Genomic DNA, 13,828 nt, shown 5'->3' with positions numbered 1-13,828 from the left:
AAACCTCTTAGCGCTGATGGTAGTGTGGGGTTACCCATGTGAGAGTAAGTCATCGCCAGCTCATTATTCGAAATCCCCCTCCGCCAAGGCAGAGGGGGATTTTTTTATGCGTGGGATTTAGTGGAAAGCTTAGACACTAATTCTTTATTAAAATAAATTCTATTTATAATTTTTAAAATATATTTATTTACTTTTCTATGCTGAATTTAGACCAGAAACTCTGTATCTTGATGTTAATTTGGACAATAAATCAGTATGGAGAAGATAATGTTGTCGCAATTTAAAATAAAAATTCTACTCAGTTGTTGTGCTTTAGCATTTACTGCCTGTCATGCAGAGAATCCATCTTCTAGAAGTACTCAAGAGACATCTACATCAGCTGCCAAATCGAATGCAGTCTCTTCAAGTTTGCAAAAATATAAGACTGAACAGGTTGCTCAATTTAATGAGCCGTGGGCGATTACTACTTTAAATGATGGCCGACTATTGATTACTGAGCGCAAAGGAAAATTGCAGCTCTTTGATCCAAAAACCAAGAAAAAAATTGAAGTTAAAGGTATACCTCAAGTCGCATATGGAGGCCAGGGTGGCTTAGGTGAAGTAGCCTTGCATCCAGATTTTGCAAAGAATCGGTGGGTATATCTGAGCTATGCCGAACAAGGCCAAGGCGGATATGGTGCAGTGGTGATTCGTGGCAAACTGGACCTAAATCAAGCCACTCCTCAACTCACACAAATTGAACGGATCTGGACGCAAGTTCCGAAATTTTCAGGCCAGGGACATTATGCCCATCGGATTATATTCGGGTCGGATGGTAAGTTATGGATCAGTTCAGGAGAGCGTCAGCAATTTGATCCTGCACAGGACATGCAATCTAATGCCGGTAAAATTATTCGCCTGAATGATGATGGCTCAATCCCTGCCGATAATCCGTTTATGACTCAGGGTAAAATTGCCCAGCAGGTCTGGAGTCTCGGACATCGTAATCCTCTAGGCATGGCTTTTGATCCGAAAGGGCAGCTTTGGGTGATCGAAATGGGACCGAAAGGCGGCGATGAACTGAACAAGATTGTCAAAGCTAAAAATTATGGTTATCCGTTAGTGTCTAATGGCAATCATTATGATGGCAAGCCCATTCCTGACCACAGTACCCGACCTGAATTTGAAGCCCCGGCACTGGATTGGACTCCGGTAATTTCTCCTTCAGATTTAATATTTTATACGGCTAATGTCTTCCCGCAATGGAAAAATAAGGCGATTGCGACCGGTCTGTCTTCCAAGGCGATTGTGATTGTGGATACGAACAAGACCCCAGTGAAAGAAGTTCAGCGTCTGGATATGAAAGAGCGGATTCGCGGGGTTGCTCAGGCACAGGATGGTTCACTGTGGGTGATTCAAGATGGTCCGCAAGCAGCTCTGTTAAAAATGACAGCACCTTAATCCTCTGCTTTTAGGATGCTTATCTAAATATGAAATATTGAATAAGCTGACCATCTGAATAAAAATCTTTTTAAGCTGATGCTGGCATGAAAGAAAAAGGCCTCTACATCCTGTGAAGGCCTTTTCATATTCTGTTAAAGGTATAATGTCTGTTATACCGATCAGCATCCTGCTACGTGAATTTTTTTATTTTTCTTACAAGACTTCCTGTCTTGGTATGATCTGAATATAGCCTGAAGCGATACAACGCAATAGGGCAGTTTAACTGCATGGATTGTAGGTCAAAGCCGACAGCCAAATTTTAAAAAGATAATTTTAAAAATACTGTTTCAAAATGATCATCTGACCAAATCATAAACTGCGGTGATGATTTTGCTGTATGTTAGCGAGAGAAAACTCTTTTGATATGCATCAACTGATATAAATAAAAACGTCCATAAAATAATAAAAAGGAAACTCCTATGCCTACGATTCAAATTGAAGTTCGGCAACAATATCCTCAAGCAGTTGAGGAACAATTGCTTAACAGCGTATTTCATTGTGTGAAAACTGCCTTTCAGCTGCCTGAATATGATCGTAATATTCGTCTGGTCGTGCATGAAGCGCATCGTTTTCATTATATGAGCCATTTAGCTCAGCCTGAATATTTTACCTTGATCAGTATTGACTGTTTTGCTGGCCGCAGTCTGGAGACCAAGCGCAATTTGTATCAGCAGATGGTCAAAAGTCTCGGAGAAATCGGCATTCCTGCAGATTATATTCTGATTCATCTGAGAGAAAGTGCACTAGAAAATTGGGAGATCCGGGGAGGGCAGGCCGCCTATGATGTTGATCTCGGCTTTAAGGTTGATGTTTGATGCATTCCGATCAGTAGTCACGTTAAATCTAAAGTTTAAACAGAAAAGCCTCAACATCCTGTCGAGGCTTTTCTGGATTTGCTTCTCAGATCTGACTCCTGTCTAATCTGTCAACGTCCTGTTGATTGGCGCTTTTTATTGTTGTCGTATCGCTTTGCAGACTTCCTGTCTGTCTATGTACTCACTATAGCCTCGCATAAAACAACCGCATAGCGGCTAAACTCTGCGCTGCATGTAGGCTAAAACGTACAGGGCTGTCGTCCAGTCATTAAGCACTGACATATTGAATCAGTCTATCCACCACAGCTTTTAAGTTTTTATTATCAAATTCATTGCCTTGGAAAGAATAATCTTTATTGCGCGCAAAGATGTCCCGGATTTCAATCACGGCATTGGTATCCACCAGTCCAAGTTGAGTGCCGACTTGACGAATCTGGTCAATCGAACGTGATCCGTTAGTCGCACCATAACCAATATAAGCTGCTGGTTTGCCTTGCCATTCCTTGCCGAGATAATCCAGAGCATTTTTCAGGGCAGGGCTATAGCCATGATTGTATTCAGGCGTGACAAAAATAAAGGCATCGCCAAGCGCAATCTTGTCGGCCCAGTCTTGCTGTTTGGGCTGATCATAAATCCCGGTCAATGGGGGATGAGCACCAGAAAACAGCGGAAGATCCCATTCTTTTAGATCGACAATTTCAGTTTCCAAAGTGCTAAAGGCATAACTTTTAATTTCCTGCAGTACCCAGTGCGCCACTTTAATCGCAGTACGTCCCTCACGAACACTCCCAACCACAATATAAATTTTCATGTTTCATCCTTTCTTCGGGTCTGATCATCAAATTAATCAGATTTCAGGAAGGTGACTAGAGATGATTTGTATCCGGAAAATAAAAAGCTCCCGAAGGAGCTTTTTTAAAATCAGTTAATTAGCTGAGGTTTTACATCAGTTTAATGCCTTGCTGACCCGCAGGTGTCACTTTAAAGATTTCCACTTCAAAGGTGATGTTTTTGCCTGCCAATGGATGGTTAAAGTCCACTTCAGTGATGTCATCATTCACCGATCTCACCACGCCATACAGGGTGGCTTTGGCTTTGTCTTCAAACTCGATCATGTGACCTTCGATCGGACGTTCTCCGAACTTCACCGTATCAAATTTCTGGATGTTTTCTGGATTCCATGGACCAAAAGCATCTTCTGGCGGCAGGCTCACCGTACGACGGTCACCGGCACGTAAACCAAACAATGCTTTTTCAAAACCAGGCAGTAAATTGCCATCACCAATCACCAGGCTGACCGGTTCTTCACGGCTACGGGTATTGTCAATTTCCACGCCATTTTCGATTGCGACAGAAAAGTGCAGCTCGACTTTAGAACCGTCTGCAACCCGGGTTTCTTCGTTAGGATGAATAAAATCAGTCATGTTGTGCTTGCGCCCGTTGAATTCGATGTTTTTCTAAGAAAAAGGTATCAATCAGCATCAGAATAGTGCCTACAGTAATAGCACTATCTGCGATATTGAACGCAGGGAAGTGGCTGTTCTGGTAATACACATGAATAAAATCGACTACATAGCCGAGGCTGACCCGGTCGATTAAATTACCGATGGCACCACCCAGAATCAGGGCAATCGCCAATGGTAAAATTTTCATGTCTTTTGGCATGCGCATCAGCCAAAACACAAAGATTACAGACACTAAACCTGCCAGTGAAGTAAAGAAATAGCGTTGCCAACCACCGGCATCGGACAGGAAACTAAAGGCAGCGCCATAGTTATGTAGCAGTGTCCAATTTAAAAAGGGCAGCACAGGAACAGGATCTGCATAGTTCAGATTTGTCACTGCAATCCATTTGGTCCATTGATCCAGAATGATCGCCAGAATGGCCAGTCCAACCCACCATAAATTATGTGGATAGAACTGGAATAAGCCCTTTTTGGTGTGGGTATTAGGCATATTTTCTCTCTTCGCCTTGGCCTGTAGGAAGGTTGATGATACAACGACCGCATAGACCAGGATGTGCAGAATGTGTATTTACATCTGGTAATACATGCCAGCAACGTACGCATTTTTCGCCATCAGCTGCTGAAACTTTCACATTCAAGCCTTCAAGATCAGACGCTTCACCTTGTGCTGCATCAAACTCATTGACGATCACTTGTGATGTGATCAGTACGAAACGAAGCTCATCACTTAACTTATCTAGCACTGCTTTTAATTCGGCATTTGCCCAAAGTTCAACTTTGGCAGACAAGTTAGAACCGACAGTTTTCGCGGTACGTGCAGTTTCAATGAATTTGTTTACTGCAGATTTCACGGCAATGAGCGTTTGCCATTCAGCTTCAGATACTACATTTGCAGTTGAAGCCACAGGAATATCATACCATTCAGCCGTGAACACGTATTTCTCTGATTGCTCAGGAATTAACGGCCAAGCTTCTTGTGCAGTGAAGCTCAGGATTGGTGACATCCAACGCACGAATGCTTGTACCAAGTGATACAACGCAGTTTGTGCAGAATGACGTGCTTGCGAATCCGCTTTCGTGGTGTATTGACGGTCTTTGATGATGTCTAAGTAGAAACCACCCAAGTCATTGATACAGAAATTAGTCAGAGCAGTCGTTACGATATGGAAGTTCATATCTTCGTATGCTTTCTTAATGGTTTCTTGCACTTCAGATGCACGTTGCAGAATGTATTGATCCAGCGCGATCAATTGATCTACAGGAAGCGCATCTGTTGATGGTTTGAAGCCATTCAGGTTAGCAAGCAAGAAACGAAGCGTGTTACGGATACGACGATAACCGTCAGAGGCACGGCTAAAGATTTCTTTACCAGCGGTCATTTCATAACGGTAATCCGCAGAGGCGATCCAGAAACGTAAACCATCCGCACCCATATCTTTAATGATGTCTTGCGGCGTGATCACGTTACCGATCGACTTGGACATCTTGCGGCCTTTTTCATCCACGACGAAACCGTGAGTCAATAGACCTTTATATGGCGCACGTTCGTTAATCGCAATCGAGGTCAATAACGACGACTGGAACCAGCCACGGTGCTGGTCTGAACCTTCAAGGTACAAATCAGCAGGATCAGTCAGTTCTTCACGTTCACGCAGTACCGCATAGTGCGTTGTACCAGAGTCAAACCAGACATCTAATGTGTCACGAACTGCGTTGTATTGTTCAGCATCCGCACCGATAAACTCAGAGGCATCACGGTTATACCAGCCATCAATGCCTTCTTGCTCGATCAGCTTAGCCACTTCTTCAATCAGTTCAGGCGTACGTGGGTGCAATTCATTGGTGTCTTTGTGTACGAAGAACGGAATTGGCACACCCCAAGTACGTTGACGTGAAATACACCAGTCCGGACGACCTTCAATCATCGCCTGGATACGGTTTTTACCCCAGTCCGGTACAAAGCTTATATCGTTTTCAATCGCATTCAGTGCATTTTGACGTAGACCTTTGGCATCCATGCTGATAAACCATTGTGGTGTCGCACGGAAGATAATCGGGGTTTTATGGCGCCAGCAATGCGGGTAGCTATGCTTGATCACTACATGTGCCCAAAGCTTGGTTGCTTCAGTTAATGCTGCAATAATTTTTGGATTGGCTTTGTAGATGTGCTCGCCCGGGAAGATTGGCGACGTTGGTAAATACACACCATTACCACCGACTGGGTTTTCAACTTTCAAGTTATACTGTAAGCCAACTTTATAGTCGTCCACACCGTGACCCGGTGCAGTATGTACAGCACCTGTACCGCTAGCATCGGTGACGTGTTCACCCAAGATCACTGGCACTTGGCGCTCAGCAATTAAAGGATGTTGAAGAACTAAATTCTCAAGTTTTGCACCTGTGAATTCAGCAAGCACTTCAAATGCAGTAAAGCCATAACGCTGAGTTGCAGACTCAACCAATGATTTCGCAAGGATGAAGTTTTGTGATGCTTTGTTTTCACCAGTTGCTTTCACCAGTTGGTATTCAAGTTCAGCGTGGAGTGCAACCGCTTGGTTAGCAGGCATGGTCCAAGGCGTTGTTGTCCAAATCACGATATCCGTACGATCAGCGATTTCTACGCCGACACGTGCAGATAAATCAGCAAGGTCTACAATCGTGAAACCGACGTCAATTGCGTCAGATTTTTTATCTTCGTATTCAACTTCAGCTTCAGCGAGTGATGAACCACAGTCTAAACACCAGTTGACTGGTTTCAGACCTGGCTCGATATGACCTGCTTTCGCGATTGCACCCAATGAACGTACGATGTCAGCTTCTTGTTTGAAGTTCATCGTTAAGTAAGGATTGTCCCAATCCCCGAATACGCCCATACGTACGAAGTCTTTCTTTTGAAGCTCAACTTGGGTGTAGGCATATTCACGGCAGGCTTTACGGAAGGTAGATGCATCCACTTTTACGCCGACTTTACCGACTTTTTCTTCGACTTTGAGTTCGATTGGCAAACCGTGACAGTCCCAGCCCGGTACATACGGTGCATCAAAGCCATCCATGACACGGCTTTTGATAATGATGTCTTTGAGTACTTTGTTGACCGCATGACCCAAATGAATTTGACCATTGGCATAAGGAGGGCCGTCATGAAGCACGTATTTTTTCTTGCCAATACGCGATTCACGAATCTGCTGATAAATGTTGTCGGCATACCACTCTTCTAACCATTTCGCTTCACGTACTGCCAAATTTGCTTTCATTGCAAAGTCAGTACCTGGGAGGTTTAGCGTGGCTTTATAGTCCACTGCATTTTCAGGAGTTTGCTTATCGCTCATGCAAGTCGTCTTCCAATCTAATCAGTTATGTCACTGACACGTTTTACAATAAAAATATGGGATATTAAAAGGGAAATGTGGGGTGATTTCGACGAAACTCAAGCAGTTTCTCGACATCATCATCAATTCCGGCTTTTAGCGCTTCAAGCGAAGGATAGTCCTTTTCGCCATGTAAATAGTTTAAGAACGTCACCCGCATCAACAGGCCATACAGATTAGCAGAAACATCTGGAAAATGTACTTCTAATCGCCACTCTGGATGTGCTTGTTTGATGGCTGGACGTGTGCCGACATGACCGGCCCCAAACAGGGCAGTCGGGTCATAACCCACAATGCCTGTTTGCGTTGCAGAGTCGGCTTTTACTTTGTCTTTTAAGGATTGGGTTTCGCAAATGACCTCAACTCCGTAAATTCCCTTCAGGCAGGGCTTATGACGGTTAAGCCGTACATTAATGGTGGGAAAATCAATAGTTCGACCAATCTGATCGCCATATTGCACCCGCCCGGTAATGCTATAAGGACGACCCAGCAATTGTGCGGCCAAGGCTAAATCACCGGCTTGCAAGGTCTGGCGAATCCGGGTGGAACTGACACGCTCACCATCCAGAGCAATGGTATTTAAATTGGTCACTTCAAAGCCGTAATTGCGCAGGAATTCGCTGTTGCCTTGGCGGTTTTTACCAAAGTGAAAATCATCGCCTAAGACCAGATGCCGGGCATTCAGTTTTTCTTTTAAAATGTCGGCAAAGGCTTCTGCAGTCAGGCTGCGGAAAGTATGGTCAAATTTCGCCACCGCGATATAGTCCACACCCAGCTCAGTCAGGTATTCAACTTTTTCACGCAACGATGAAATACGCGGTGGGGCATCATAACCTTGAAAGTATTCAAGTGGTTGGGGCTCGAAAATCATCACTACAGATTTTAAACCCTGTGCTTCAGCCACCTGTTGCAGCTGACGGATCATCGCCTGATGGCCTAAATGCACGCCGTCAAAATTACCGATCGTCACGGCAGTTTTGGGTAATTCAGAATGAGAGGCTAAAGCATTTAGACGGAGCAGCTGCATGGGCAAATCAAGTGCTTAGAAATATCGAGAGGCTATATATTGCCATAATCTCGCGCTTTCGTCTTGCTGTTGTGTTTTTATGCAATATTTTTCTTGAAAATTCATCTTCCTTAGCATTGAGCAGTTTTGTTTTTGTACACATTGATCATGTCTGATCAGAGCACTGGTGCTTTTCATTCAGCCGCTTTTGTTTTCTAATATCAGGGTTTTTCTTGATATCAGGTATTTCGAATGTCCGATTTGGCGCTCATCATGGCTCTACCCAATGAATCCAAAGGCTTGTTTGAAGCAGAAGGCATTCAGGTACATTACAGCGGGATTGGTAAAGTCAATGCGGCTTTTAAAGCTTTTGAGGTGATTCAGAACACCGGTTGCAGAACCTTATTGAATTTGGGCAGCGCGGGAAGTTCGCATTTTAATGCGCATGAACTGGTCGAAGTCACGCAATTTGTACAGCGTGATATGGATGTGTCGCCCCTTGGCTTTGAGATCGGCATGACCCCGATGGATCAGCATTTCCCGGGTGCGATTGAGCTGGATTCTTTCTTTGACCATTTGCCGAAAGGGATTTGTGGAACAGGCGATAGCTTTGAAACCGGTATTTCAAAAGTGGCGTGTAATCTGGTCGATATGGAAGGCTATGCCTTGGCCAAAGTCTGTAAAAAGCTGGGCGTTCGGCTGATTGCAGTGAAATACATTACTGATGGAGCTAATGAGACTGCGCATCTGGATTGGGAAGAAAATCTGTTATTGGGTGCGAAAAAATTATTAGATTTATATCAAATGGTAAAATAAATAGGAGGGTCAAGTTTGCTCGGCGACCATAGCAGCTATGGTCGTGTGCCAATCAGAAGCGCTTGCTTATTTATCCGTGCGTGGAATCACGCCATATAACATCATATGTACCGTATGCTGGATAATGCGTTGCTGCATGCTGCGGTTACGCAAGGTTTTACCCGTGACCATTTCCATTTGGGTCGCAAAGTCTGCATAGTTCTGGGTAATCGCCCAAATATTCAGAATCAGTAACTCAGGATCAATATCTGCAGAAATCTTGCCTTGCTCCTGCCAGTTGGAAATCACTTTGGCTTTACGCTTGACCAGTTTTTTTAGCGGACCTTTTAAAATTTCCAGAATATGCGGTGCACCTTGAATCACCTCCAAAGCAAATAAACGGGATGCTTTAGGCTGGGTACGCGACACTTCAATTTTTTGCATCAAATAATTGGTGATCGCTTCTTCAGGCTCAAGTTCAGCTTCAAGGGTTTGTAAAGGCGCCAACCATTTTTGTAGAACGGTGGTTAATACCTCGACATACAGGGCTTCTTTATTTTCATAATAATAGAAAATATTTGACTTATGCATTTCTGCAATTTGTGCGATTTCATCCAGACTTGCCCCATTAAAACCATATAGGGAAAATACGTCTAGTGCAGCATTTAGCAGCTGATTGCGTTTTTGAGTACTCTTTTTTTGTTCCATTAGCAAATATAAAAAACAATGAAAAAGGGAATCCTCAATTGTACGGCAAATCATCAGATTTGTGCACACAGTCACAGGCTAATTTTTTGAATAATGATGATTTATTCTCTAGATCAATATTTAAAATAGGCTAAATGCATCTACACCACAAGAAAAATTCAAGTTTCTGAAAATACTTCATTTATTCATCTTTTTTCTTCATTAATTGGAGAGAGGAATAATACTGAAATGAATCTGATAAAAATGACCTCTTATTGAGATAAAAGTATTTTTTATAAGAATAAGACCCAAAACCATACTCGATTTTGGGTTGGATTAAGTATTTAGGTTGCTAAAACTGCCTGCAAGACCTGCTGTTCCAGTTCTGCAAATGCCACACTTTTTTGCCGGGGACGTGGCAAATTGACCTTAAATTCTTTGGCAATATGGCCTTTGTCCAGCAAGATAATCCGGTCTGCCAATTGCACTGCTTCACTGACATCATGCGTGACCAGAATGGCGGTAAAGCCTTGCTCGGTCCAGAGACGTTCAATCAGGTTCTGCATTTCCAGACGTGTCAGGGCATCCAGGGCGCCGAGCGGTTCATCCAGCAGTAGAATACGCGGCTGATGCGATAATGCCCTCGCCAAGGCGGTACGTTGCCGTTGTCCTCCAGAAAGCTGTGAAGGCCACAGTCCAGCTTTTTCTTTGAGTCCGACCTTTTCCAGCATTTGCGAAGCTTTGGCATGCTGCTCCTTCGGTAAACCGAGTTGAACATTCTGTTCGATGCTGCGCCAGGGCAGCAGGCGAGGGTCCTGAAACATCACCCGGATATCATCGGTAGTAATGCCTTCGCGAATATGCCGGGCTGACTTAAACTTGATTTCGCCGTAGCTTTGCTGTTCCAGATCGGCAATCAGGCGCAATAAGGTACTTTTACCACAACCGCTGCGACCAACAATTGCCAGAAATTCACCCGGCTGGATATGCAGGTCCAGATCTTCCAGAACCTTGACCGAACCGTAAAACTTGTGCAGCTGTTCAATGATAATTTCGGCACCGATCACTGCAGCAGGATTGATCTCTGCCGCAGGTTGGTCCAGTGGCACAATCGGGTCATTGGCATGACGCCCTAAACTGAGATCAGTCATCACATGCTCCTCATTTATTCTTTATTTTTGATAGCCGGCATGCCAGCGCAGCAGGAATCGCTCTAAGGCCACGGCCAGAACATCGGCCAGTTTGCCGAGCAGGGCATACAATAAAATACCTACCAGAACCACGTCAGTTTGCAAAAATTCACGTGCATTCATGGTCATATAACCAATACCAGACTGGGCGGAAATGGTTTCGGCCACGATTAACAATACCCAGACCAGACCTAGAGAAAAACGCAGTCCGACCAGAATTGACGGCATCGCACCCGGCAGAATAATTTCTTTATACAGTTGCCAGCGAGTTAAGCCGTAGCTTTTGCCCATCTCGATCAATTGCGGATCGACGGAACGAATCCCATGATAGGTATTGATATAAATCGGGAAAAATACCCCAATCGCCACCAGAAACAATTTGGCAGATTCATCAATCCCGAACCATAAGATGACTAGGGGAATGAGTGCCAGTGCAGGAATATTGCGGATCATCTGCAAGGTGGTGTCGAGCAGGGTAGAGGCAGTTTTGGATGAACCATTTAACAGACCCAGCAATAGGCCCAAACCACCACCTACCAATAATCCGCTGATGGCACGTCCTGCACTGACTTGCACATGCGTCCACAGTTCACCGCTGAGCAATAAACTCCAGAAGGCTAAAACCACGGCACTCGGTGCAGGCAGAATCCGGCTTTCCAGCAGGCCTGTGCTAGAGGCAATTTGCCAAACTGCAATCAAGAAAATTGGAACCAGCCAGGGCAGCAGATGCTGCCCCAGAATTGTTCCACGTGAAACCTGCTTTGGGGTCAGGGTTTCAACGGAAACGACTTTTGACATTAAGCAGACTCCTTAATTTTCTCAGCCTGCTTGTTCTCGTCCGGTGTGTAGTTGTTCGCCACGATTTCACCAAATGGACCGGTCAAGTTTGGTTGAGTGAGTTTTTGCTGGGTTTCCAGTGGAAGTAAAGGGAATACCAGTTCTGCAAAACGGATGGATTCTTCCAGATGTGGATAGCCTGAGAAAATAAAGGTGCTGATCCCCAGATCGGCATATTCCTGGATACGTGCAGCGACAGTTTCCGGATCGCCGACCAGTGCCGTACCTGTACCACCACGAACCAGACCCACACCTGCCCAGAGGTTCGGAGAAACTTCGAGTTTGCTGCGATCGCCATTGTGCAGTTCTGCCATACGGCGCTGACCGACCGAGTCCATGGATTTGAACTTGGCTTGGGCTGCAGCGATAGTGGCATCATCCACATATTGAATCAGTTCTTCAGCCGCCGCCCAGGCCTGCTCATTGGTTTCGCGTACGATCACGTGTAAACGGATCCCGTAATTCAGTTCACGACCTTTAGCTGCAGCCTTGGCTTTTACCACTGCAATTTTTTCTTTGACTGCTGCCGGTGGCTCGCCCCAGGTCAAGTAAGTATCGACCTGATCCGTGGCCAGCTCAATGGCATCATCCGATGAGCCACCAAACCATAAAGGCGGATGCGGCTGCTGAATGGGTGGATACAGCAATTTTGCATCATCGACACTTAAGCGTTCGCCATGGAAACTAAAGCTTTCACCGGTATGTGAGCGTTTTAAAATTTCACGCCAGATGGTGGTGTATTCGGTCGCCGTTTTATAACGGGTTGTGTGATCTTCATAGACGCCATCACCTTTTAGCTCCTGCTCGTCACCGCCAGTCACCAGATTCAGCAGTACTCGGCCATTAGACAAGCGGTCAAAGGTCGCGGCCATACGTGCAGCCAGTGCCGGCGTGGTCACGCCTGGACGCAATGCCACCAGGAATTTTAATTTTTTGGTCGCATCAATCAGGCTGGCTGCAGTTAACCATGGATCTTCACAAGAACGGCCAGTCGGAATCAGGACACCTTCATAACCAAGATTATCCACGGCAACGGCAATCTGCTTCATGTAGGCATGATCTACAACACGTGCGCCCTTGCTGGTGCCTAAGTAACGGCTGTCGCCATGAGTGGGGATAAACCAGAAAATTTTCATGTGATATTCCTTAAATTAAATCATCTTGTTTGTTCATCAATGTGTGGCTGCTGGCGACCAGATCTGTTGCTGGACGCTGATGGTTTTGGGAATCAGTTGAACCTGCTGGAAGAGATCGGCAATATTCTGTTGGGCTTTGATCACTTCCGTCGTTAATGGTTGTACCGGCGAAGGTTTAAGACGACGCTCAAATGCAATCTTTGCCACTTCTGGTTTCAGACCGGTACTTTTCTGATAAATATCTAGAGCTACAGCCTGGTTTTTAAGAATCCACTGGTCAGATGCATTTAAAGCCTGGATAAACTTCCCGGGGCTATCCGGATGCTTCTGAATAAATTCGGGATTGCCGATATAAAAGGAGTAGGTTTGTGGAAAGTTACTAGATTCAATCAGCACCTTAACCTTGCTGTCGAACTCGGCTGCACCCAGGAAGGGATCCCAGATTGCCCAGGCATCAATGGCTTTTTTGTCAAAAGCAGCACGTGCATCCGCAGGGGGAAGCCAGACGGCTTGAATCTCTGACCAGCTTAATCCGGCTTTTTCCAGGGTTTTGGCCAGAAGTTCATGGGCACTTGAACCTTTCTGCACCGCGATCCGTTTTCCTTTCAATTGTTGAATATTTTGAATGGCACTGTCTTTCGGCACGACCACGGCCAAAGAATTTCCCGCCACTTTTTCAAAGGCCACGTAGCTCAGGGCTTTGTCTGCCGCCTGTGCAAAAATAGGCGGAGTATTTCCCACATAGCCATAATCCACTGCCCCGACTGCCAGTGCTTCCAGCATTTGTGGGCCTGCCGGAAACTCTTTCCATTCAATTTTGGCATTGGGAAATTGTTGTTCTAATAGCTTTTCATCACGTGCCACCAGCAGATTTAAGGCTGATTTCTGAAAGCCAATCGCAATGGTTTTAACTTGTTGCGCTGACGTGGTTTCTGCGGCAGCCGTTTGCTGTGGTTCCTGTTTCTGGCAGCCAGTCAGACTAAAGCTCAATAGCGCTAAGCTGATATAAGAAACTGTTTTTATATGACTCATCTTTATTCTCGAAT

13 protein-coding genes are annotated in these 13,828 nt (G+C 45.0%); 3 read left to right on the top strand and 10 right to left on the bottom strand.

What is annotated here, in order from left to right; all coding sequences use genetic code 11:
* Positions 1 to 267 precede the first annotated feature (267 nt).
* Both ACP7AK_RS13270 and ACP7AK_RS13265 read left to right on the top strand, forming a co-directional pair.
* Positions 268 to 1,440 carry a PQQ-dependent sugar dehydrogenase gene (locus ACP7AK_RS13270; protein WP_425880091.1) on the top strand — a complete coding sequence of 391 codons (1,173 nt, stop codon included), beginning with the start codon at positions 268 to 270 and terminating at the stop codon, positions 1,438 to 1,440.
* A gap of 461 nt (positions 1,441 to 1,901) precedes the next feature.
* Complete coding sequence (locus ACP7AK_RS13265; protein WP_425880090.1) at positions 1,902 to 2,297, top strand: tautomerase family protein; 396 nt, start codon at positions 1,902 to 1,904, stop codon at positions 2,295 to 2,297.
* 268 nt (positions 2,298 to 2,565) lie between these two features.
* Here the strand turns inward: ACP7AK_RS13265 and ACP7AK_RS13260 are convergent, their stop codons facing one another.
* The 5 genes from ACP7AK_RS13260 to ribF form a co-directional block, all read right to left on the bottom strand.
* Complete coding sequence (locus ACP7AK_RS13260) at positions 2,566 to 3,108, bottom strand: NADPH-dependent FMN reductase (RefSeq protein WP_004281216.1); 543 nt, start codon at positions 3,106 to 3,108, stop codon at positions 2,566 to 2,568.
* A gap of 130 nt (positions 3,109 to 3,238) precedes the next feature.
* Positions 3,239 to 3,721, bottom strand: a complete 483-nt coding sequence (locus ACP7AK_RS13255) for an FKBP-type peptidyl-prolyl cis-trans isomerase (protein WP_004281217.1) — start codon at positions 3,719 to 3,721, stop codon at positions 3,239 to 3,241.
* The gene (lspA, locus tag ACP7AK_RS13250; protein ID WP_004281218.1) at positions 3,714 to 4,253 is read right to left on the bottom strand and encodes a signal peptidase II; all 540 of its coding nucleotides are present in this window, start codon (positions 4,251 to 4,253) and stop codon (positions 3,714 to 3,716) included. Before lspA ends, ACP7AK_RS13255 begins: the two co-directional genes overlap by 8 nt.
* Positions 4,246 to 7,092, bottom strand: a complete 2,847-nt coding sequence (gene ileS / locus ACP7AK_RS13245) for an isoleucine--tRNA ligase (protein WP_425880089.1) — start codon at positions 7,090 to 7,092, stop codon at positions 4,246 to 4,248. The genes lspA and ileS overlap by 8 nt, the downstream gene beginning before the upstream one ends.
* Before the next feature lie 64 nt (positions 7,093 to 7,156).
* Positions 7,157 to 8,158: a bifunctional riboflavin kinase/FAD synthetase gene (gene ribF, locus ACP7AK_RS13240; RefSeq protein WP_425880088.1), complete on the bottom strand. Its 1,002-nt coding sequence runs from the start codon at positions 8,156 to 8,158 to the stop codon at positions 7,157 to 7,159.
* 231 nt (positions 8,159 to 8,389) lie between these two features.
* On the opposite strand from ribF, the gene ACP7AK_RS13235 reads away from it, so the two are divergent.
* A complete protein-coding gene (locus ACP7AK_RS13235) occupies positions 8,390 to 8,953 on the top strand; it encodes a 5'-nucleosidase (protein ID WP_425880087.1) in 564 nt (187 codons plus the stop codon).
* A gap of 66 nt (positions 8,954 to 9,019) precedes the next feature.
* On the opposite strand, the gene ACP7AK_RS13230 is transcribed toward ACP7AK_RS13235, so the two are convergent.
* The 5 genes from ACP7AK_RS13230 to ACP7AK_RS13210 all read right to left on the bottom strand — a co-directional run bounded on the left by ACP7AK_RS13230 (position 9,020) and on the right by ACP7AK_RS13210 (position 13,814).
* On the bottom strand, positions 9,020 to 9,640 hold the full coding sequence (locus tag ACP7AK_RS13230) for a TetR family transcriptional regulator C-terminal domain-containing protein (RefSeq protein ID WP_004281222.1): 621 nt from the start codon (positions 9,638 to 9,640) through the stop codon (positions 9,020 to 9,022).
* A gap of 323 nt (positions 9,641 to 9,963) precedes the next feature.
* A complete protein-coding gene (locus ACP7AK_RS13225) occupies positions 9,964 to 10,770 on the bottom strand; it encodes an ABC transporter ATP-binding protein (protein ID WP_425880086.1) in 807 nt (268 codons plus the stop codon).
* 21 nt (positions 10,771 to 10,791) lie between these two features.
* Positions 10,792 to 11,607 carry an aliphatic sulfonate ABC transporter permease SsuC gene (ssuC, locus tag ACP7AK_RS13220; RefSeq protein ID WP_085064422.1) on the bottom strand — a complete coding sequence of 272 codons (816 nt, stop codon included), beginning with the start codon at positions 11,605 to 11,607 and terminating at the stop codon, positions 10,792 to 10,794.
* Positions 11,607 to 12,782: an FMNH2-dependent alkanesulfonate monooxygenase gene (gene ssuD / locus ACP7AK_RS13215; RefSeq protein WP_425880085.1), complete on the bottom strand. Its 1,176-nt coding sequence runs from the start codon at positions 12,780 to 12,782 to the stop codon at positions 11,607 to 11,609. The genes ssuC and ssuD overlap by 1 nt, the downstream gene beginning before the upstream one ends.
* 36 nt (positions 12,783 to 12,818) lie before the next feature.
* Positions 12,819 to 13,814: an aliphatic sulfonate ABC transporter substrate-binding protein gene (locus tag ACP7AK_RS13210; RefSeq protein ID WP_312585697.1), complete on the bottom strand. Its 996-nt coding sequence runs from the start codon at positions 13,812 to 13,814 to the stop codon at positions 12,819 to 12,821.
* Positions 13,815 to 13,828 lie beyond the last annotated feature (14 nt).

Source organism: Acinetobacter sp. TWP2-2-3, assembly GCF_049896445.1.
In the GTDB taxonomy this organism is placed as follows: Bacteria; Pseudomonadota; Gammaproteobacteria; order Pseudomonadales; family Moraxellaceae; genus Acinetobacter.
This window is presented reverse-complemented; position numbering and strand designations above follow the sequence as displayed.